Below are 20,456 nucleotides of genomic sequence, written 5' to 3' on the forward strand. Positions count from 1 at the left end.
GGCGGTCAGGGTCGCAGGGCGACCTTGAGGGCCTCGCGGCTGTCCATGAGGCGGTAGGCCTCGGCGGTGTCGTCGAGCGGAAGGACGGCGTCGAAGACCTTGCCCGGCTCGATCTCGCCCGCGAGGACCTGCCCGATCGCGGCCTCCTGGTAGGCGCGGACGGGAGCGGGGCCGCCGGCGAGGCGCGCGTTCTTGCCGAACAGCGAGCCGAACCCGACCGGCGCCTTCTCGTACTGCGGGACGCCGACCCGCGAGATGATCCCGCCGGGTCGCACGATGCCGTAGGACTGCTCGTAGGCGGGCATGAGCCCGACGGCCTCGAGCACGACGTGCGAGCCCTCGCCGTCGGTCAGGTCCATGACCCTCGCGACGCCGTCCTCCCCGCGCTCGGCGACGACGTCGGTCGCGCCCCACTCGCGGCCGAGGTCCGTACGCGAGGTGTGGCGGCCCATGAGGATGATCCGCTCGGCGCCGAGCTGCCTCGACGCGAGCACGGCGGAGAGCCCGACCGCACCGTCGCCGACCACCGTGACGGTCGTGCCCGGCCCGACCTCGCCCATGAACGCGGCGTGGTGCCCGGTGAGGTAGACGTCGGAGAGCGAGAGCAGCGACGCCAGGAGGCCGTCGTCGGCGGTGGCGGGGTCGACGTCGGGCACGACGACGAGGCTGCCGTCCGCGAGCGGGATGCGGGCGAGCTCTGCCTGCAGGCCTCCGGTCTCGGGGGAGCCGTACCAGCCACCCTGGGGGCAGGCGGTCTGGAAGCCTTCGCGGCAGAACACGCAGGTGTTGTCGGAGAACGCGAACGGCGCGACGACGAAGTCGCCCCTCCGGACGTTCGTCACGGCGCTGCCGGTCTCCTCGACGACGCCGACGAGCTCGTGGCCCATCGGGTTGCCCTGCTGGGACGCGGGCATGGAGTGGTACGGGTGCAGGTCCGACCCGCACACGCACGCGCGCACGACGCGGACGATCGCGTCCGTGGGCTGCTGGAGGACGGGGTCCGGGACGGTCTCGACGCGAACGTCGCCGGCGCCGTACATGAAGGTGGCTCGCATGGAAGTACGCGGTGCCTCTCTGTGGGTGTGAGATCTCTGTGGTGTGGCAAGACCTGGTGCAGGAGAGCTGTGGTGGGAAGGTGCTGGTCAGCGGCGGCGGGCGGCGGGGGTCAGCTCGTGGGTGCCGGAGCTGTTGTCGTCGGGGTTGATCGCGGCGGGGCGGGTACCGGGCTCGTGGTCGTGCTCTCGACGGTAGGCGCCGTCCGGCGACGACGGAAGGTTCTGCCGGTACTCCGCTGTGCAGGACCGGGGTTCCGCCAGGACCTCCCACGTCGCGTGGTCCTGTCCTGATCGACTCTCCTGTCGTGGGGCTGCGGTCGGAGATGTCGGTGGTCACGTGAGGGCATGGACACACTTGACCGCAGGACGATCTGCGCTAGGTTAGGCAAGCCAATCCTTAGAACACGACCCGGATGCCGCGGGTGCCCGGGCCTCACCCTGCACCGAGGAGCTCTGTCATGCCCTCAGCACGTCCCTTCGTCGTGCCCGCGAACCAGCGCGCGGACACGACGAGCCTGCTCACGAGCGCGGGCGCCGCGACCTACGCGAGCACGCTGCACGACGTCGTCGACGACGTCGCCGCGCGCCTCGCGGCCGTGACCCAGCCGTGGTCGGGAGCGAGCCGCGAACAGCTCGGGGCGCTCGTCGACGCGGTCGACCTGGACGCCCCCGGAGCCGGGACCACCGCCGCGCTGCGCGAGACCGCGGAGCTGTACGCGACCCACGCGGTGTGGTTCCACGACCCCGCCTACGCCGCGCACCTGAACTGCCCGGTCGTGCTGCCCGCGGTCGGCGCGGAGGCGATGCTCGCCGCGATCAACACGTCCGTGGACACCTACGACCAGTCGACCGTGGCGACCCTCATGGAGCGCCGCCTCGTCGCCTGGACCGCCGCGCGCGTGGGGTACCCCGCCGGGGACGGCGTCTTCACGTCCGGCGGTACCCAGTCCAACCTCCAGGCGTTGTTCCTCGCCCGGGAGCACGCGATCGAGCGCGAGCTCGTGGGCGGCGCACCGGGACGGGGGAGCGTCCTGCCGCGCCTGCGCGTGCTGACGAGCGCGTCCAGCCACTTCAGCGTCGAGCGGTCTGCGTTCCTGCTCGGTCTCGGGGAGGACGCCGTCATGGCGGTGCGCACCGATGGCGACGGGCGCCTCGACCCGGAGGCGCTCGCAGGCGCGCTCGCCGACGTGGACGCCGCGGGCGACGTCGTCATGGCGGTCGTGGCGACCGCCGGGACCACGGACCGCGGGTGCGTCGACCCGCTCGCGGCCGTCGCCGACGCGTGCGACGTCGCCGGCGTGTGGCTGCACGTGGACGCCGCCTACGGGTGCGGCCTGCTCGTGTCCCGGACGCGGCGCCACCTGCTGGCCGGGATCGAGCGCTCCCGCTCCGTGACGGTCGACTACCACAAGGCGTTCTTCCAACCGGTGTCCGCGAGCGCGCTCCTCGTGCGCGACCCGCGCGACCTCGCGCGCGTCGCGTGGCACGCCGACTACCTGAACCCCCGCGAGAACGCCGAGCCGAACCAGGTCGACAAGTCCCTGCAGACGACGCGGCGGTTCGACGCGCTCAAGCTGTGGGCGACGCTGCGCGCGCTGGGCCCGGACGGGATCGGGGCGATGGTCGACGATGTGTGCGACCTCGCCGCGGCCGTGCACACGGACCTCGCCGACGACCCGGAGCTGCGCGTCGTCGGGCGGACGGACCTGTCGACCGTGCTGTTCCGGTACGAGCCCGCCGGGCTCGCCCCGGAGCACGCGGACCGGCTCGTGCCCCTCGTGCGCCGTGTCCTGTTCGAGTCCGGGCGGACGCTGGTCGCGAAGACCGTGATCGACGGCGTGCCGTGCCTCAAGCTCACGCTCCTCAACCCTGCCGTCACGCTCGCCGACGTGCGGCGCGTCCTGGACCTCGTGCGGACCACCGCGCAGGCGCTCGTGGAGCAGGACGAGATGCTCAGCGACGACACGGGGGCGGGCCGATGAGCGCCGCCCCCGTGCACGACCTCGTCGGCGTCGGCATCGGGCCGTTCAACCTCGGCCTCGCGGCGCTGTCCGCGCCGCTCGCGGACGTCGACGCGGTCTTCTGCGACCAGGCGCCGGAGTTCCGCTGGCACCCGGGCATGATGATCGAGGGCGCGACGATCCAGGTCCCGTTCCTCGCCGACCTCGTGACGATGGCCGACCCGACGTCGCCGTACTCGTTCCTCGCGTTCCTCAAGGCGACGGGACGGCTGTACCCGTTCTACGTCCGCGAGTCGTTCTACCCGCTGCGCGCCGAGTACGACGCGTACTGCCGGTGGGTCGCCGCCGCGCTGCCGTCGCTGCGCTGGTCGCGGCGCGTCGTGGCGGTGACGCACGACGACGCCGCGGACGCGTTCGTGGTGCGGGCCGAGGTGCTGGACGCCGACGGCGCCGTCGTCGGCAGCGAGGAGCACCGGGGCCGGCACGTCGTGCTCGGTGTCGGCACGAGCCCGGTCCTGCCGCCCGCGCTGCGCGACCTCGCGGCGCAGGTCGCGGCGGGCGAGCACCCCGGCGCCGGCCCGCTCGTGCACAGCGCGCAGTACGTGCCGCAGCGCGCGTCGCTCGCGGCGAGCGGGTCCGTCACCGTCGTGGGCAGCGGGCAGTCGGCCGCGGAGGTGTACCGCGACCTGCTCGACGGCGTGCACGGCCGCGAGGGCGGCGGCGGGTACCGGCTGGACTGGGTGACGCGCTCGCCGCGGTTCTTCCCCATGGAGTACACGAAGCTGACGCTCGAGATGACGTCGCCGGAGTACACCGACCACTTCCACGCCCTGCCGCTCGAGCTGCGCCAGCTCCTCGGGCGCGAGCAGCGCAGTCTCTACAAGGGCATCAGCGGCGACCTCGTCGACGAGATCTACGACACCCTGTACCGGCTGAGCCTGGACCGCCCGGTCCCCACGACGCTCCTGACCGACACCGAGGTCGTCGCCGCGCGGTACGAGCCGGGGGCGGCGTCGACGCCCGACGGCCCCGGCGACTACGTCCTGCGGCTGCGGCACGCCCAGCTGGGCCGCGAGGTCGAGCGTCGCACGCGGTCGATCGTCGCCGCGACGGGGTACGCGGCGTCGGTCCCGACGTTCCTCGACCCGGTGCGCCACCTCCTGCGCTTCGACGAGCTCGGCCGCCTCGACGTCGCCCGTGACTACACGGTCGACGCCGCGCGGCGCGTGCACGTGCTCAACGGCGAGGAGCACACGCACGGGATCACGGCCCCGGACCTCGGGTTCGCGGCGTGGCGCAACGCCGTCGTGCTGCGCACCGTCACCGGTCGCGAGGTCTACCCGGTCGAGGAACGCATCGCGTTCCAGCAGTTCGGCCTGCCCGACGACGAGCACACCCGCCCGGTCGGGCCGCCCGTGGCGGCGTCGGCCCGGGCGGGGGAGGAGACCCGATGACCACGACCACCGAGACCCGGAGCGTGGTGCCGACCGTCGAGCCCGTGCCGTTCGCCGTGCGCGTGCGCCTGGGCGACGCTCGCGCCGACGTCACCGTCGAGCCGCTGGACGCGGTGCGCGACGCCGCCCTGGTCCAGCGCTGGCTCGCGCACCCCCGCTCGGCGTTCTGGCAGATGGGCGACCTGGACGTCGACGCCGTGCGCACCTACCTCGCGGACGTCGCCGCGGACCCGCGCCAGCACGCCTGGCTCGGGCGCGTCGACGACGAACCCGCGTTCCTCGTCGAGACGTACGACCCGGCGCGCGTCACGCTCGCGGACGCCCCCGCCGCCGTCGAGCTGCTCGAGGCGGGCGACGTGGGCATGCACCTGCTCGTCGGGCCCCCGACCGACGACGGCGCCCCGCGGCGGGGCTTCACGTCCGCCGTCATGAGCGCTGTCGTGCGGTTCTGCCTGGCGGACCGGGCCGCGGGCGGGCGCGGCGCGCGCCGCGTCGTCGTCGAGCCGGACGTGCGCAACACCGCGATCGCCGCGAAGAACGCCGCCGCGGGGTTCCGCGTCCTGCGCGAGGTCGAGCTGGCGGGCAAGCGCGCCCACCTCGCGGTGGCGACACGCGCCGACCTCGACGCGAGCCCGCTCGGCGACGGCCTCGACCCGGCGCCGCACCTGCGCCCGGCGCTCGCCGACCGTGCGCACCGTCACCTGGTCGCGAAGACGATCGCCGAGCTCACGCACGAGCGGCTGCTCGCGCCGCGGACCGTCGTCGGGCCGGCCACGGCCGACGGCCCCGGGCGGTACGTCCTGCCCGTCGCGGGCGGAGCGGTCGAGTACCGCTTCACGGCCCGACGCTTCGCGCTCGAGCACTGGGTGCTCGACGAGGCCTCGATCCGCCGGGTCGTGCTCGGCGGGTCCCGCACCCCGGGTGCGGGCCCTGCGGCGGCCGCAGCGGACCGCGAGGTGCGCGTCGACGCCCTCGATCTCGTCGTCGAGCTCCAGCCCGACCTGCGCGTCCCCGACGAGCTGCTCGCGACCTACCTCGAGGAGGTCTCCTCGACGCTCGCGAGCGCGACCGCCAAGCTCGAGCGGGACGAGCGGGCCGGCGGGCCGAGCGCGACCGACCTGCTCGACGCGTCGTTCCAGCAGGTCGAGGCGGCGATGACCGAGGGGCACCCGGGCTTCGTCGCGAACAACGGCCGCATCGGGTTCGGGCTCGCCGAGTACCGCGCGTACGCACCGGAGAACGGCGGGCGGGTGCGTCTGGTCTGGCTCGCCGCGCGCCGCGCGCACACCCACCTGGCGCTGGGTGCCGGACTCGACGAGGCGACGCACCACGGCCGCGAGCTCACCGCCGACGAGCGCGCCGCATTCGCCGACCGGCTCGCCGACCGAGGCCTCGACCCGGCCGACTACCTGTACCTGCCGGTGCACCCGTGGCAGTGGGAGCACCGCGTGTCGATCACGTTCGCGCCCGACGTCGCGCGCGATGACCTCGTGCCCGTCGGGCTCGGCGCCGACGAGTACCAGCCGCAGCAGTCGATCCGCACCCTGTTCAACCTCACACGCCCCGAGCGCCACTACGTCAAGGTCGCGCTCGCGGTCCAGAACATGGGGTTCCTGCGCGGACTGTCGCCCGCCTACATGCGTGCGACGCCCGCGATCAACGACTGGGTCGCGGACCTGGTGGCGTCCGACCCCGAGCTCGGCGCCACCGGGTTCTCGATCCTGCGCGAGCTCGCGTCGGTCGGGTACACCGGGGACGTCTACCACCGCACCGCCACGCCGTCGCCGCACCGCAAGATGCTCGCCGCCCTGTGGCGCGAGAGCCCCGTGCCGCGCACCGCACCGGGCGAGCGGCTCGCGACGATGGCCTCGCTCCTGCACCGTGATGCCCACGGCGCCGCGTTCGCCACCGCGCTGGTGCGCGCGTCGGGCCTCGACCCCGCGGACTGGGTCCGGTCCTACCTGCGCGCGTACCTGCGTCCGCTCGCGCACGCGCTGCTCGCGCACGACCTCGCGTTCATGCCGCACGGCGAGAACCTGATCCTCGTCCTGCGCGACCATGTCGTGGTGCGCACGATCATGAAGGACGTCGGCGAGGAGGTCGTGGTCCTCGGCGAGCGAGGGCTGCCGCCCGAGATCGAGCGCGTGCGTGCCGTCGTCGACGACACCGAGAAGGCGCTGGCGATCTTCACCGACGTGTTCGACGGCGTGCTGCGCCACCTCGCCGCGATCCTCGCCGGGGACGGCGTGCTCGCCGAGGACCGGTTCTGGGCCCTGGTCGCGGACTGCCTCGACGACCACCGCGCCGACCACCCGGACCTCGCCACGGGGGTCGACCTACGAGCCCAGCGCTTCGCGCACTCGTGCCTGAACCGGCTCCAGCTGCGCAACACGCTGCAGATGGTGGACCTCGCCGACCAGTCCGCGTCCCTGCTGTACGCGGGCACGCTCGCCAACCCGGTCGCGCGGGGGCACCGGCCGTGAGCGGTCGACCGGGGACGTTCGAGATCCACCGCGACGCGTGGGGCGTGCCGCACGTGCGCGCGGACCACGAGCTCGAGCTCGCCCGCGGACAGGGGTACGTCACCGCGCTCGACCGCGGCTGGCAGATCGAGGTCGACCGGTGGCGCGCCGAGGGCCGGCTCGCCGAACGGCTCGGGGAGGCGGGCCTGCCCTGGGACCGGCTCGCCCACCGCGTGCGCCTCGCCGACACGGCCCGCCGCGCGTACGCGGCCCTGGCCGCAGACGACCGTGCCTGGGTCGACGCCTACACGGCCGGCGTGAACGAGGGGCTCGAGCGCGGGCGTGACGTGCCCGAGATGCACGTGCTCGCCGACCCCTCGTGGCCCGGCGGCGGCCACCTGCCCCCGCACGAGCCCTGGCCGTCGTGGGCGCCGCTCGGCGTCTTCCTCGTCGCGCACGTGCTGTTCTCGGGCTTCGGGCACGTCCTGTGGCGCGAGCACGCCGCACGCACCCTCGGCGCCGCCGTCGCCACGGAGCACCCGGACGTCAGCGTGGACCACGTCCTCGACCTGCTCGCCGTCGACGGCGGCCCCACCGCGGGCTCCAACGCCTGGGCGCTCGCGGGCGGCCGCACCACGAGCGGTGCGCCGCTGCTCGCGGGAGACCCGCACCGCCTCCTCGAGCTCCCGGGCGTCTACCAGCAGGTGCGCCTGGCGTGCGACGCGTACGACGTCGTCGGGCTCGCCTTTCCCGGCGTGCCCGGCGTCCCGCACTTCGGTCACACCGGCCCCGCCGCGTGGGGGATCACCAACGCCTTGGCCCACCAGGTCGACGTCCTGGCCGAGCGGCTGACCCGCACCCCCGGCGGCGACGTCGAGGCGCTCGGGCCCGACGGGCCCGAGCGGGTCCGCACCGCGACGGCCACCGTCCGTGTCCGCGCAGCGGGCGGCGGCGTCGCGCACCGGGTCGAGACGTGGGAGACGGCGCGCGGCGTCGTCGTCACGGGCGGCCCCGACCCCGCGGACGCGGACCGTACCTACGCGCTGCGCCTCGCGGCGCGGGTCGACGCCGACCTGGGCGTCGCGTCGTGGCGGCAGCTGCTGCGGTCCCGCTCGGCGCACGACGTCGCGGCAGCGTTCGCCGGGTGGGTCGAGCCGGTGAACCGCGTGCTCGCCGCCGACCGGGACACCGTGCTCAGCCTCACCGCGGGCCGTGTCCCGGACCGCGACCCCGCGGAGCGGAGGCTGGCGGTGCCCGCCTGGAGCGAGGCGGCGCGGCCGCGACCGTGGACCACGCTGCCCGCACCGGTCGTCGTGGAGACCGTGGCCGTCGACGCGAACGAACGGCCCGCGCGCGCAGAGATCGCGTTCGGCCACACCTACGCCCCGCCGCACCGCGCGCAGCGCGTCCGCGCGCTGCTCGACGACGCCGGTCCCCTCGGGCCCGGGGACCAGCGGCGCGTGCACGGCGACTCGCACCTCGGCAGCGCCCCCGCGCTCCTGGCGTGGCTGGACGAGCACCCGGAGACAGCGACGGCGGTGCCGGACGACGCGCTCGCCCGGGCCGCCGGCCGCCTGCGCGCGTGGGACCGGCACATGGACGCCGACAGCCTCGACGCCGGTCTCTACGCGGCCTGGCGGTCCGCGCTGGTGCGCCGCGTGGCGGCGCACCCGGCCCTCGCGCCGCTGCACGCGCCGCACGGCCTCGACCCCGTCCTCGCGCCCTGGCTCTCGGTCGTCGCCCGCGTGGGCGACGCGCTGCCCGCGCTGCTCGGCTCGACCGTGCTCGACATCGACGGCCGGGCCGAGGCGTGGGCGGCGCTCGCCGACGTCGTGGCTGCGGCTGCGGTGGCGGACGACGACGCGACGTTCGACGGGCGCGTGCCCGGACCGGGGACCGACGTCGGGACCCGCTGGGGTGCGGGGCACCAGGTGCTCGGGCTGCACGTCCTGCTCGACGTGCCCGGCCTCGACCCGGGCTCGGTGCCGCGGGTGTCGTCGGTGCCGCTGTCCGGGGACACCGACACCGTGCGCTGCACGGCGAGCACGCCCGGGGTGAGCGACACGTGCGTGCGCGGCTCCGTCGCACGCTGGGTCTGGGACCTCGCCGACCGCGACGCGAGCCGCTGGGGGGTGCCGTTCGGTGCGAGCGGGGACCCGCGCTCGCCCCACTTCGCCGACCAGCACGCCGACTGGGCGCACGCCCGCACCGTGCCGGTCGTCATCGACTGGTCCGCGCTGACCCGTGAGGAGATCCGATGAGTGCCGCGTCCCAGGACGTCACGAGGACCCCGACGCCCGCGGACGTCGTCCCGCCCGCCCCGGAGGAGGTCACCGCGCCGGCGGCGCCGGGCCCCGCGGTCCTGCTGCGCACCGGGGAGCCAGGCCGGCTCGTGCTCCGGCTCGACCTGCCGGTCGGGCGTGTCGAGGTGCACGCGCTCGACCCCGCCGGGGACCTCGACGTCGTGCACGCCTGGGTGAACGAGCCGCGCGCGAGCTTCTGGGGGCTCGCCGGGCTGAGCCGCGACGAGCTGCGGGAGCTCTACGCGTACGTGGCGTCCCTGCCCACGCACCACGCGTTCCTGGTGCGCTGGGACTCCCGGCCGGTGGCGCTCCTGCAGACCTACGACCCCGCCCACGATCCCGTCGGCGCGGCCTACGCGGTCCAGGACGGTGACGTGGGCGTGCACTTCTTCCTCGGTGCCCGCGGTCCGCGGCGCGCGCCGGTCTGGACGGTGCTGGGCGTCGCGCTGGTGGAGCTGGTGGTGTGCGGCACCGCGGCGCGGCGGGTCGTGGTCGAGCCCGACGCGGCGAACGACGCGGCGCTGCGCCGGCTGCTGGCGTCGGGGTTCACCCTCGGGCCGTGCGCCCGGGTGGGGGACAAGGACGCGCGGCTGGCGTTCCTGGACCGCTCCGGTGCCCTCGCGCTGCACGAGCGCTCGTGGGCGGCGCTCGACCGGGACTAGCGGGCCAGGCGCTCGACGATGTGGGCATACAGCGGCGGGGCCGCGGCGGCGAGGGGCACGATCGCGCGGCGCAGCGGGCTCTGCGCCCAGGTGACGAGGCCGGACGTGAGCAGGCGGTAGTCGCGCGTGACGCGCTTCCACGCGCGCTCGTAGGCGGCGGGGTCCTCGAGGTGGCGGACGGCGGCCTCGGCCTGGGCGAGGCCGACGCGCACGCCCTCGCCCGTGAGGGCGTCGACGTACCCCGACGCGTCACCGACGAGGAGCACGTGCCCGACGGCGCGGCGCCGGGTCCGCTGGCGCAGCGCACCCGCCCCGAGGGTCTGGCCGACGGAGGGGACGCCGGCGAGGCGGTCCGCGAGCTCGCCGAACGCGTCGAGGTCCGGTCCGGTGCCGCGGGGACCGAGGACGGCGACGCCGACCAGGTCGTCCGCCACGGGCGTGACGTACGCCTCGGTGTGCGCACCCCAGTGCACCTCGACGAGGTCGGACCACGGCGCGACGCGGTAGTGGCGCCGCATCCCGTACCGGGCCGGTGCGCGGCCCGGCGGCAGGTCCACGCCGAGGTGGTGCCGCACGGTCGAGTGCAGGCCGTCGCACGCGAGGACGTGGCGTGCCCGCACGGTGACGTCCTCGAGGCGGACGTCGACGCCGCCGGGGTCCTGGCGCAGGTCCCGCACCCCGGCGCGCCGCACGAGCACGCCCTCGTCCAGGGCTCGCGAGCGCAGTGCGGCGTGCAGCGCGGTCCGTCGCACGCCGCGTCCCGTCCCGGCGGCGAAGGCGTGGTCGGCGTGGCGCGTGGCGTCGCGGTAGCTGATGCCGGTCAGCGGGTGGCCGGGGGGGTCGACGCCGAGGGCCTGCACCGCGGTCAGCGCGCCGGGCAGCAGCCCTTCGCCGCACGCCTTGTCCAGGTCGCCGTCGACGGCCCCCGCGCGCCGGTCGAGGACGAGCACGTCGTGCCCGGCGCGGCGCGCGTGCAGCGCCGCGGCCAGGCCCACCGGCCCGCCGCCCACGACGAGGACGTCGACCTGCTCCCCGGCGGCCGGGCTCACCGCGGTCCGGTGCGGGGGGCGGAGGCTGCCTCGGTGGACGCGCCGCCGGTGCCGCGTGCCGCCAGGAGGGCGCGTTCCTCGGCGGGGATGCGGAACCGGGCGAGCAGGACCGCGTTGAGCACGGTGAACACGAGCGCGGTGACCCAGGACGTGTGCACGAGCGGCAGCGCGAACCCCTCGACGACGACGGCGACGTAGTTCGGGTGGCGCAGCCGGCGGTAGGGGCCGCGGGCGACGAGGTCGAGGCCGGGCACGACGACGACGCGCGTGTTCCACCGCGGGCCCAGTGTCGCGATGCACCACCAGCGCAGGCCCTGGCTCGCCAGGACGAGCGCGAGCATGGGCCAGCCGAGCCAGGGCAGGAACGGCCGGTCGGCGAGCCACGCCTCGCCGACGCACGCGACGAGCAGGCCCGTGTGCAGGGCCACCATGGCGGGGAAGTGCCCGCGCCCGGACTCGACGCCGCCGCGCGCGAACGACCAGCGTGCGTTGCGCGCCGACACGACGAGCTCGACGACGCGCTCGAGGGCGGTCGCGCCGACGAGCGCGACGTACCAGGCGAGGCTCATGCGACGGCCCGCAGGGCGGTCGGGACCCCGTCGAGGCGCAGGAGCACGAGCTCGGTGCTGACGCCCGGGCCGAATGCCATGAGCACCGCGGCCGACCCCGGCGGTGCGGTCGACGTCGCGAGCGTCGCGGCGAGGACGTGCAGGACCGACGCCGAGGACAGGTTCCCGGTCTCGCGCAGGGACGTCCGGCTCGCGTGCACGTCCTGCTCCGCCAGGCCGAGCGCGTCGCGCACGGAGTCGATGATCCGCGGACCACCGGCGTGCACGACCCATGTCGCGACGTCGTCGGGAGTCAGGTCGTGCTCGACGAGCAGGGTCTTGACGTCGCCCAGGAGGTGCGCGCCGACCAGCTCCGGAAGGCGTGGCGAGAGCACGACCTGGAACCCCGCGTCGCCCACCCGCCAGCCGAGGTCGTCCGCGGTGCCGGGGTGCAGCGTCGAGCGCGAGTCCACCACGCGCGCCGTGCGTCGGGCCGGCGCACGGGGCGCCGGGCGGGCGAGCGCGTGCTCGTCCCCGACGACGACGACCGCTCCTGCCCCGTCCCCGAACAGGCCGGACGCCGCGAGGTTCGCCGTCGAGTCGTCGCCGTGCTGCAGCGTCAGCGAGCACAGCTCGACGGCCACGAGGAGCGCGACGTCACGGGGGCGCCCCCGCAGCAGGTCGTCCACGCGCGCGAGCCCGACGGCGCCCCCCGCGCACCCCCACCCGAACGACGGCGTGCGCCGCACGTCGGTGCGCATGCCGAGGCGCTGCGCGAGCAGCACGTCCAAGGACGGCGCGCCGATACCCGTGACGGACGTGACGAGCACGTGGTCGACGTCGCTCGGTTCGAGGCCCGCGTCGTCGAGCGCCCGCCGCGCGGCCTCCTCGGCGAGGTCGGCGCCCACGCGCAGGAACGCGTCGTTGGACGCGCCGAACGTCGTCAGCCCGGCGTACCGGTCGAGCGGCAGGGCCAGGTGGCGGCGCGCGACGCCCGCGTTGGTGTGCAGCCGCCGCGTCAGCGCGACGCGCACCGGGTCCTGCGTGAGGAGCGGTGCGATGACGTCGCAGATCTCCGACTGGCTGTGGGCATGGTCGGGCAGCGCGGTCCCGACCGCGACGAGGCGCGACATGTCCGCATCGTCCCACCGCCGCGCGCCGCCCGCGCGGGGGAGCGGCCGCGCGGGCGCCGGGCCGGGGACCAGGCCGGCGCCGGGCCGCGCTGCTAGCGTTCGCGCATGCCGACGCCGCCGGATCCTGCCGCTGGTCACGGCCGTGGGGCACCGGGCCGCCCCGGCGCCGGACCGCACGCGCTGCGGGGGCTGGGCGGGCTGGCCGTCGCGAGCCACGCCGCGCCCACGGCGTTCGTGACGGTGTTCGCCGGGGCGCTGTCCGCCGCGATCGGGGCCGGTGCTCCCACGACCGCGCTCGTCGTCGCGGCCGTCCTCGCGGGACAGCTGTCGGTGGGCTGGTCCAACGACTGGCTCGACTCCGCACGCGACCTCGCCGTGGGCCGGTCGGACAAGCCGGTCGTGCAGGGCGTGGTCCGCGCCGGGACGCTGCGCGCGGCGGCGCTGACCGCGCTGGGCCTGTGCGTCGTGGCCTCGCTCGCGACCGGCGTCGTGCCGGGCCTGGTGCACCTCGTCGCCGTCGCGGGCGCGTGGGCCTACAACGCGGGGATCAAGGCGACCGTGTGGTCCTGGGTGCCGTACGCGGTCTCCTTCGCGCTGCTGGCGGTGTTCGTCGTGCTCGCCGCTCCCGGGGACCGGGTGCCCGCCGGCTGGGTGGCGCTCGCGGCCGGGCTGCTGGGGTGCGGCGCACACGTGGCGAACACCCTGCCCGACCTGGACGACGACGTCGCGACCGGGGTCCGTGGTCTGCCGCACCGCCTCGGCCGGCGCCGGTCGAGCGTGCTCGCGCCCCTCGTGCTGGGTGCGGCGGTCGCGGTCGTCGTGCTCGCACCGACCGGCTCGCCCGGTGTCGCGGCGTGGACCGTCGGCGCGCTCGCCCTCGTGGCCGCCGCTGCCGCGGGAGCCCTCGGCGTCCTGCGGCCGGCTTCCCGCGCGCCGTTCGTGCTGTCCATGCTGGTCGCCGCGCTGTGCGTCGTGCTGCTCGTCCTCGCGGCGCCGGAGGTCGCGGTCGCACCCTGAGCCGGGCCGGGGCCCGGGGGTCGCGCCGCAGGCCCCGGCGCGGGGCCCCGCCGCGGGTCCCGGCGGTCCCGGTGCGCTGCCCGACGGCGCGCCGAGGGTGTGGGCGGGCGGTGGCAGGATGGCGACATCCCCGTCCCGTCCGAGAGGTCGTCGCCACCCCGTGCCCGCATCCTCGTCCGCGCCCCCGCCTTCGTCGTCCACCGCACCCGCGGCCCCGACCACGCCCGCCACGTCGGGCGGCGGCACCACCTCGCGGCACGCCCCGTCGACCGTGTCGGCGCTCGCTCGCCTGTACCCGTTCGCGCGTCCGGCGCTCCCGCGCCTCGTCGCGGGCATGGTGGCGGCGCTGTGCGCGAGCCTGGCGGCGCTCGCGATCCCGCGCGTCCTGGAACGCGTCGTCAACGGTCCGCTCGCCGCCGGCGCCGCCGAGCACGACACGGGTGCGCTCGCGGGTGCGGTCGCCCTCGTGGCGGGGCTGGGTCTGCTCGAGGCGATGTTCATCGCGGTTCGACGCGGGTTCGTGATGCTGCCCGGCACGCACGTCGAGGCGCGCATGCGCGACGCGCTGTACCGCCACCTGCTGGAGCTGCCGGTCGCGTTCCACGACCGGTGGGCCGGTGGCCAGCTGCTGTCGCGGTCGATGAGCGACCTGGGGCTGCTGCGACGCTGGCTCGTCTTCGGGCTGCCGACGCTCGTGGTCTCGACCACCACGATCCTGGTCGGGGTCTCGATCCTCATCGTCACGGGCGGCGTGCTCGGGCTCGTCTACCTGGCCGGCGCGATCCCCGTGACCGTCATCGCGTTCCGCTTCTCGCGCCGGTTCCGGGCGATCTCGCGGCTGTCGCAGGACCAGTCCGGCGACCTCGCCACGACGGTCGAGGAGTCCGTGCACGGCATCCGGGTGCTCAAGGCGTTCGGCCGCGGCCGCGACGCGCTCGACGCGTTCACCGACCAGGCGGACCGCCTGCGGCGCACGGAGATGGCGAAGGCCTCGACCCAGTCGACCGTGACCTCGGCCCTGACGGCGATCCCCGAGCTCACGCTCGGCGTCGCGCTCGTGGTGGGCGTGGTCCAGGCCGCGAACGGGCAGATCAGCGTGGGTGCGCTCGTCGCGTTCTTCGCGACGGCCGCCGTCGTGAACACGCCCGTCGTGGACCTCGGCATGACGCTGTCCATGACGCTCAACGCCCGCACCGCCGTCGACCGGTACTTCGAGGTGCTCGACACCCCGAACACGCTCACCGACCCCGCGGCACCCACCCACCTCGACTCCCCGCGCGGCGACGTCGAGCTGCGGGACGTGACCTTCCGGTACGACGACGCCCCCGACGCGGTCCTCGACCACGTCGACCTCACCCTCCCGGCCGGTACCACGACGGCGCTCGTCGGCCTCACCGGATCCGGGAAGAGCACGCTCGCGATGCTCGTCCCGCGCCTGTACGACGTCACCGACGGGTCCGTCCTGCTCGACGACGTCGACGTGCGCGACCTGGCCCGCCACGAGCTGCGCACCCACGTCGCCGTCGCGTTCGAGGACTCCACGCTGTTCTCCGCGTCGGTGCGCGACAACGTCCTGCTCGGCGCCCCCGAGGGCCTCGACCCGCCCGCGCGCGAGGCGCTCCTCGCGGAGGCGCTCGACGTCGCGCAGGCGGCGTTCGTCCACGACCTGCCGCACGGCGTCGACACCACGATCGGCGAGGAGGGGCTGAGCCTGTCCGGGGGGCAGCGGCAGCGCCTCGCGCTGGCCCGGGCCATCGCCGCCCGGCCCCGCGTCCTGGTCCTCGACGACCCCCTCTCGGCACTCGACGTCGCGACGGAGGAGGCCGTCGAGAAGCGCCTGCGGCAGGTGCTGGCCGGGACGACGTCGCTCGTCGTGGCGCACCGGCCCTCGACGGTCGCCCTCGCGGACCGGGTCGCGGTCCTGCAGGACGGGCGCATCACAGCCGTGGGCACGCACCACGACCTGCTGACGCACGACCCGCACTACCGGCACGTCATCTCCAACCTCGAGGCGGACGCCGCGGCGCACGGCCTCGGGGAGCACGACGACGAACCGGCGCCCGCCCCGGGCCGGACGGAGCACGCATGAGCACCCGAGACCGCACCGCGGCCACCGACGCGACCGTACCCACGGCGCCCACGGCACACACGTCCCAGCGGGGCGTCGCGGGCGAGGAGGACTCCCAGCTCGGTCGGGACCGCAACCGCGTCGTGCGCGCACGGTCGCGTGCGCTCCTGGGCGACCTGCTGGGCGCGCGCCGCAAGGCGCTCGCGGGGGCGGCCGTCCTCGTGGTCGTCTCGACCGCGGGCCAGGTCGCCGGACCTGCGCTCATCGCGGCCGGGATCGACCGGGCGCTGCCCGCGCTGCGCGACGGCGACGCCGCGCCGCTCGTGGTGGTCGGCGTGCTCTACGTCCTGGCCGCGCTCGCCGCCGGGATCGCGATCGGTGCGTACGTGCGCGCGGCCGCCCGCATCGCCCAGGCCGTCCTGCTGGACCTGCGCCGTCGCGTCTTCCGCCAGACCCAGCGGTTGTCGCTCGAGTTCCACGAGTCCTACACGTCGGGCCGGATCATCTCCCGCCAGACGTCCGACCTCGACGCGCTGCGCGAGCTGCTCGACGGGGGCCTCACCGGCGTCGTGTCCAGCGTCCTGTTCATGACCTTCACGGCCGTGGGCCTGTTCCTGCTCGACCCCACCAGCGGGCTCGTGCTCGCCGTCGCCGTGGTGCCCGCGGCGCTGCTCACACGCTGGTTCCAGAAGCGGTCCCAGGTGTTCTACCGCGCCTCGCGCGTGGCCTCCGCGCGACTGATCGTCCACTTCGTCGAGACCATGACCGGCGTGCGCGCGGTCCAGGCGTTCCGTCGCGAGTCCGCCGACGCGCACACCTACGCCGGACTCACGGAGGACTACCGCGCCGCCAACGCCCGCACGTTCGGCCTCAACGGCCGCTACGACCCCGGTCTCGTCGTCATCGGCAACGTGACCGTCGTCGTCGCGCTCGCCGTGGGCGGGTGGCGTGTCCTCGACGGCGCGATGGACGTGGGCGTGCTCGCCGCCGTCCTGCTCTACACCAAGAGGTTCTTCGGCCCCATCCAGCAGCTCGGGATGTTCTACAACTCCTTCCAGTCCGCGTCCGCGGCCCTGGAGAAGATCTCGGGTCTCCTCGAGGAGGAGCCGACGGTCGCCGAGCCGCACGACCCGGCCCCGCTCCCGGACGCGCGCGGTGCGCTGCACCTGGACCACGTGCGGTTCGGCTACGGCACGGGCCGCACCGTCCTGCCCGACCTCGACCTGCAGATCCCCGCCGGGCAGACGGTCGCGATGGTCGGCACCACCGGGGCGGGCAAGTCCACCGTGGCCAAGCTCGTCGCCCGGTTCTACGACGTGAGCGCGGGGGCGGTCCGGCTCGACGGGACCGACGTGCGCGACCTGGCGTCGCGCGACCTGCGCCGCGCCGTCGTCATGGTCACCCAGGAGGCCTACCTGTTCAGCGGCACCGTGCGGGAGAACATCGCGCTCGGCCGCCCGGGCGCCACCCAGGCGGAGATCGAGGCCGCAGCCCGGGCGGTAGGTGCCCACGAGTTCGTCCTGCGCATGCCCGACGGGTACGACACCGACGTCAACAAGCGCGGCGGGCGCGTCTCGGCCGGCCAACGGCAGCTGCTGTCGTTCGCGCGGGCCTTCCTCGCGGACCCCGCGGTGCTCGTGCTCGACGAGGCGACCAGCTCGCTCGACCTGCCGGGGGAGCGGCTCGTGCAGGAGGGCCTGCGCACCCTGCTCGCCGACCGCACCGCGATCATCATCGCCCACCGCCTGTCGACCGTCGCGATCGCGGACCGTGTCCTCGTCATGGCCGACGGCCGCATCGTCGAGGACGGCACACCGGACGAGCTCGTCGCGACCGAGGACGGGCGGTTCGCCGAGCTGCACGCGGCCTGGCAGGCCTCGATGGCGTGAGCGGACCGACGTCCCGGCGTCAGTCCGCCGCCGGGGTCGTCAGCCCCGCCAGCACCGCCCGGGCCGCGGGCGGGGGCCTGTCCCCGTACGTCACGGCCAGCACGCGGCGTCCAGCACCGGGCAGCACCCGAGCCCGGACGCGCGGGTCGCGATGGGCACGCAGCGCCAGCGCAGGCAGGAGCGAGACGCCCGCACCGGCAGCGACCAGGGACTGGACCGCGACGTAGTCGTCCGTCTCGAACGCGATGCGTGGCGTGAACCCGGCGCGCTCGCAGCGGCCCACGAGATCGGCGCGGCACCGGTCGCAGCCCGCGATCCACTCGGCGTCGGACAGGAGCGTCAGGTCGAGCGACGCGTCCTGGGTGCGGGACGTCACCAGGTGGAGGGGCTCCTCGAGGACGGGGACCGCGACCAGACCCTCCAGGTCTGCGGGGGAGCGGTCGTGCTCGAACACCAGGGCCACCTCGACCGCCCCGCGGCGCAGCGCCGCCAGCGCCTCCGGCGGCTCCGCCTCGACCAGACCGACGCCCAGACCGGGATGCTCCGCGGCGAGGCGGGCCACGACGTCGGGCACCAGCGTCGCCAGGGCCGACGGGAACGCGGCGAGCCGGACCCGACCGGCCGCCAGACCCACGAGGGCCTCCACCTCCTCGCGCGCCGCGCCCACCCGGCCCAGGATCTCCTCCGCGCGGCCGGCCAGGAGCACCCCGGCCGGGGTGAGACGCACACCCCGCCCCGCGCGCTCGACGAGCGGGACCCCCACCTCCGCCTCGAGCCGAGCCAGGTGATGGCTCACCGAGGGCTGCGCATAGTGCAGCGCCCGCGCCGCACCCGTCACCGATCCCTCGCGCGCCACCGCCGCCAGCACTCGCAATCGCGTCAGGTCCACGCCGCCACGCTAGCAACACATAGACCAGGTCGATGCATTCACCGATAACAGGCATTGGACCTATCGGTCCGCCGGGAGGATCGTGGACACCATGACCTCGAACGCAGCGCCGACGACCGCGACGCAGCCCACGGCGACGCGCCCGGCCGTCACCCCCTCCCCGGCGGCGACGCCGGCGAGCGGGGACACCCTCGTGCCGCCGACCCTGCGCGACGTCCTCGACGCCCGCCGCACCCTGGCGCCCCACCTCGAGACCACCCCGGTCCGCAGCTACGCACCGCTCGACGCCGCCACCGGCGCCCACGTCGTCGTCAAGCACGAGAACCTCCTCCCCACCGGCGCGTTCAAGGTCCGCGGCGCCCTCAACCTCCTGCTGCGCACCACCCCCGCCGAGCGCGCCCGGGGCGTCGTCGCGTTCTCCACCGGCAACCACGCCCAGGCCGTCGCCTACGCCGCCCGCGCCACCGGCACGCCCTGCACCATCGTCATGCCCACCGACCCCAACCCGACCAAGGCCGCGGCCGTCCGCGACCTCGGCGCCGACCTCGTCCTGCACGGGCACACCTTCGACGACGCCCGGGCCCACGCGACGGCGCTCGCGGGCCGCACCGGCGCGCGCCTGGTCAGCGCCGCGAACGAGCCGCACCTCGTGGCCGGTGTCGCCACCGCCTACCTCGAGCTGCTCGAGCAGGCTCCCGACCTCGACGTGGTCGTCGTGCCCGTCGGTGGGGGCAGCGGTGCGGCGGCCGCGTGCCTCGTCGCACGCGCGCTCGCACCCGACCTCGAGGTGATCGCGGTCCAGTCCGACGCCGCGCCGGCGGCGCACGACTCCTGGCAGACCGGCGAGCTCGTGAACCGACCGATCACCAGCCGCGCCGAGGGGCTCGCGACGGGCTGCGGGTTCGCCCTCACCCAGGCCGTGCTCCGCGAGCACCTCGGCGACTTCGTCCTCGTCACCGACGACGCGATCGACCACGCCGCAGGCCTGTTCCTCACCGGCGCACGCACGGTGGCAGAGACCGCCGGAGCGGCCGGTCTGGCCGCCGTCCTCGCCGACCCCGACCGGTTCTCCGGCCGCCGCGTCGGCGTCGTGTGCACGGGCGGCAACGCGAGCCCCGCCGAGCTGCGCCGCGTCCTCGCCGCAGCAGCCCCCTGAGCACCACGACGGAGATCCCCGCTCGCGTGCGGCAGCAAGCCGGTCGGGGAGCACCTCGAGGACGGGACTCGCTCTCGACCCGGCGTCGGCATCGCTCGGATCGCGTGCCGGGACCACCGACCCGGTCGTAGGCTCGACGCATGGCCCGGTACCTGGACGTGCACCCTGACAACCCCCAGCCCCGCGCGATCGCGCAGGTCGTCGCGATGCTGGACGACGGCGCCCTGGTCGCCTACCCCACCGACTCCGGCTACGCACTCGGGTGCCGCATGGACAACCGGGACGGCACCGAGCGCATCCGTCGTCTCCGCAACCTCGGGGACAAGCACCACTTCACGCTCGTGTGCGCGGACTTCGCGCAGCTCGGCCACTTCGTCATGGTCGACAACTCCGCGTTCCGGGCCATCAAGGCCGCCACACCCGGGCCGTACACGTTCATCCTGCGCGCCACCTCCGAGGTCCCACGCCGCCTCGCCCACCCCAAGAAGCGGACCGTCGGCGTCCGCATCCCCGAGGACGCCGTCGCCCAGGCGATCGTCGCCGCACTCGGCGAACCCATCCTCTCGAGCTCGCTCATCATGCCCGGCTCGTCCGAGGCCATGACCGACGGGTGGCAGATCAAGGAAGATCTCGACCACCTCGTCGACGCGGTGGTCGACGGCGGGGAGCGCGGCAGCGAGCCCACCACGGTCGTCGACGTGTCCGACGGCGTCCCCGAGGTCGTGCGCGTCGGTGCGGGCGACCCGTCGCGGTTCGAGTAGACGGCCCCGGGTCGGCGTCGAGCGACGGTCCGCGTCGAGCGGCGCCGAG

At 75.5% G+C, this 20,456-nt stretch carries 15 protein-coding genes; 10 read left to right on the forward strand and 5 right to left on the reverse strand.

Translation table 11 applies throughout. The features are described from left to right. Positions 1-5 precede the first annotated feature (5 nt). Positions 6-1,055, reverse strand: a complete 1,050-nt coding sequence (locus IF651_RS01745; RefSeq protein WP_191827343.1) for a zinc-binding dehydrogenase — start codon at positions 1,053-1,055, stop codon at positions 6-8. Between the two features lie 458 nt (positions 1,056-1,513). On the opposite strand from IF651_RS01745, the gene IF651_RS01750 reads away from it, so the two are divergent. The 5 genes from IF651_RS01750 to IF651_RS01770 are packed head-to-tail and all read left to right on the forward strand — an operon-like array spanning position 1,514 to position 9,897. Then, positions 1,514-3,037 carry a pyridoxal phosphate-dependent decarboxylase family protein gene (locus tag IF651_RS01750; protein WP_191827344.1) on the forward strand — a complete coding sequence of 508 codons (1,524 nt, stop codon included), beginning with the start codon at positions 1,514-1,516 and terminating at the stop codon, positions 3,035-3,037. Continuing rightward, positions 3,034-4,470 carry a lysine N(6)-hydroxylase/L-ornithine N(5)-oxygenase family protein gene (locus tag IF651_RS01755; RefSeq protein WP_191827345.1) on the forward strand — a complete coding sequence of 479 codons (1,437 nt, stop codon included), beginning with the start codon at positions 3,034-3,036 and terminating at the stop codon, positions 4,468-4,470. Before IF651_RS01750 ends, IF651_RS01755 begins: the two co-directional genes overlap by 4 nt. Further along, positions 4,467-6,953 carry a GNAT family N-acetyltransferase gene (locus IF651_RS01760; protein ID WP_191827346.1) on the forward strand — a complete coding sequence of 829 codons (2,487 nt, stop codon included), beginning with the start codon at positions 4,467-4,469 and terminating at the stop codon, positions 6,951-6,953. Before IF651_RS01755 ends, IF651_RS01760 begins: the two co-directional genes overlap by 4 nt. Next, positions 6,950-9,193 carry a penicillin acylase family protein gene (locus IF651_RS01765; RefSeq protein WP_338403699.1) on the forward strand — a complete coding sequence of 748 codons (2,244 nt, stop codon included), beginning with the start codon at positions 6,950-6,952 and terminating at the stop codon, positions 9,191-9,193. The genes IF651_RS01760 and IF651_RS01765 overlap by 4 nt, the downstream gene beginning before the upstream one ends. Then, a complete protein-coding gene (locus IF651_RS01770; protein ID WP_191827347.1) occupies positions 9,190-9,897 on the forward strand; it encodes a GNAT family N-acetyltransferase in 708 nt (235 codons plus the stop codon). The genes IF651_RS01765 and IF651_RS01770 overlap by 4 nt, the downstream gene beginning before the upstream one ends. Here the strand turns inward: IF651_RS01770 and IF651_RS01775 are convergent. The 3 genes from IF651_RS01775 to IF651_RS01785 are packed head-to-tail and all read right to left on the reverse strand — an operon-like array spanning position 9,894 to position 12,627. After that, entirely contained in the window at positions 9,894-10,946 is a 1,053-nt protein-coding gene (locus IF651_RS01775) for an FAD-dependent oxidoreductase (RefSeq protein ID WP_191827348.1), read from the reverse strand. The genes IF651_RS01770 and IF651_RS01775 overlap by 4 nt on opposite strands. Further along, positions 10,943-11,515, reverse strand: a complete 573-nt coding sequence (locus tag IF651_RS01780; RefSeq protein ID WP_191827349.1) for an isoprenylcysteine carboxyl methyltransferase family protein — start codon at positions 11,513-11,515, stop codon at positions 10,943-10,945. Before IF651_RS01780 ends, IF651_RS01775 begins: the two co-directional genes overlap by 4 nt. Then, entirely contained in the window at positions 11,512-12,627 is a 1,116-nt protein-coding gene (locus IF651_RS01785) for a type III polyketide synthase (RefSeq protein WP_191827350.1), read from the reverse strand. Before IF651_RS01785 ends, IF651_RS01780 begins: the two co-directional genes overlap by 4 nt. Positions 12,628-12,732: 105 nt before the next feature. Between IF651_RS01785 and IF651_RS01790 the strand changes: the two genes are divergently transcribed. From IF651_RS01790 to IF651_RS01800, 3 genes are all read left to right on the forward strand, one after another. Further along, positions 12,733-13,644, forward strand: coding sequence for a UbiA family prenyltransferase (locus IF651_RS01790; RefSeq protein WP_191827351.1), 912 nt, complete (start codon positions 12,733-12,735; stop codon positions 13,642-13,644). A gap of 334 nt (positions 13,645-13,978) precedes the next feature. Next, on the forward strand, positions 13,979-15,733 hold the full coding sequence (locus tag IF651_RS01795; RefSeq protein WP_241744029.1) for an ABC transporter ATP-binding protein: 1,755 nt from the start codon (positions 13,979-13,981) through the stop codon (positions 15,731-15,733). Further along, a complete protein-coding gene (locus IF651_RS01800; protein ID WP_191827353.1) occupies positions 15,730-17,601 on the forward strand; it encodes an ABC transporter ATP-binding protein in 1,872 nt (623 codons plus the stop codon). Before IF651_RS01795 ends, IF651_RS01800 begins: the two co-directional genes overlap by 4 nt. Before the next feature lie 19 nt (positions 17,602-17,620). Here IF651_RS01800 and IF651_RS01805 read toward each other — a convergent pair whose 3' ends face one another. Beyond that, positions 17,621-18,490, reverse strand: coding sequence for a LysR substrate-binding domain-containing protein (locus IF651_RS01805; RefSeq protein ID WP_191827354.1), 870 nt, complete (start codon positions 18,488-18,490; stop codon positions 17,621-17,623). A gap of 91 nt (positions 18,491-18,581) precedes the next feature. Between IF651_RS01805 and IF651_RS01810 the strand changes: the two genes are divergently transcribed. Together IF651_RS01810 and IF651_RS01815 are read left to right on the forward strand one after the other, a co-directional pair. Then, positions 18,582-19,646 carry a threonine ammonia-lyase gene (locus IF651_RS01810; protein WP_191827355.1) on the forward strand — a complete coding sequence of 355 codons (1,065 nt, stop codon included), beginning with the start codon at positions 18,582-18,584 and terminating at the stop codon, positions 19,644-19,646. Positions 19,647-19,786: 140 nt separating this feature from the next. Further along, positions 19,787-20,407 (forward strand): L-threonylcarbamoyladenylate synthase, encoded by a 621-nt coding sequence (locus IF651_RS01815; RefSeq protein WP_191827356.1) that lies wholly within the window; start codon positions 19,787-19,789, stop codon positions 20,405-20,407. Positions 20,408-20,456 lie beyond the last annotated feature (49 nt).

This window comes from Cellulosimicrobium arenosum, assembly GCF_014837295.1.
Lineage (GTDB): Bacteria > Actinomycetota > Actinomycetes > Actinomycetales > Cellulomonadaceae > Cellulosimicrobium > Cellulosimicrobium arenosum.

Excerpts from the sequence above, each read along its gene's own strand:
- IF651_RS01760 (WP_191827346.1), top strand. The coding sequence starts at position 4,467 with ATGACCACGACCACCGAGACCCGGAGCGTGGTGCCGACCGTCGAGCCC.
- IF651_RS01755 (WP_191827345.1), top strand. The coding sequence starts at position 3,034 with ATGAGCGCCGCCCCCGTGCACGACCTCGTCGGCGTCGGCATCGGGCCG.
- IF651_RS01770 (WP_191827347.1), top strand. The coding sequence starts at position 9,190 with ATGAGTGCCGCGTCCCAGGACGTCACGAGGACCCCGACGCCCGCGGAC.
- IF651_RS01815 (WP_191827356.1), top strand. The coding sequence starts at position 19,787 with ATGGCCCGGTACCTGGACGTGCACCCTGACAACCCCCAGCCCCGCGCG.
- IF651_RS01745 (WP_191827343.1), bottom strand. The coding sequence starts at position 1,055 with ATGCGAGCCACCTTCATGTACGGCGCCGGCGACGTTCGCGTCGAGACC.
- IF651_RS01795 (WP_241744029.1), top strand. The coding sequence starts at position 13,979 with ATGGTGGCGGCGCTGTGCGCGAGCCTGGCGGCGCTCGCGATCCCGCGC.
- IF651_RS01780 (WP_191827349.1), bottom strand. The coding sequence starts at position 11,515 with ATGAGCCTCGCCTGGTACGTCGCGCTCGTCGGCGCGACCGCCCTCGAG.
- IF651_RS01800 (WP_191827353.1), top strand. The coding sequence starts at position 15,730 with ATGAGCACCCGAGACCGCACCGCGGCCACCGACGCGACCGTACCCACG.
- IF651_RS01750 (WP_191827344.1), top strand. The coding sequence starts at position 1,514 with ATGCCCTCAGCACGTCCCTTCGTCGTGCCCGCGAACCAGCGCGCGGAC.
- IF651_RS01785 (WP_191827350.1), bottom strand. The coding sequence starts at position 12,627 with ATGTCGCGCCTCGTCGCGGTCGGGACCGCGCTGCCCGACCATGCCCAC.
- IF651_RS01810 (WP_191827355.1), top strand. The coding sequence starts at position 18,582 with ATGACCTCGAACGCAGCGCCGACGACCGCGACGCAGCCCACGGCGACG.
- IF651_RS01790 (WP_191827351.1), top strand. The coding sequence starts at position 12,733 with ATGCCGACGCCGCCGGATCCTGCCGCTGGTCACGGCCGTGGGGCACCG.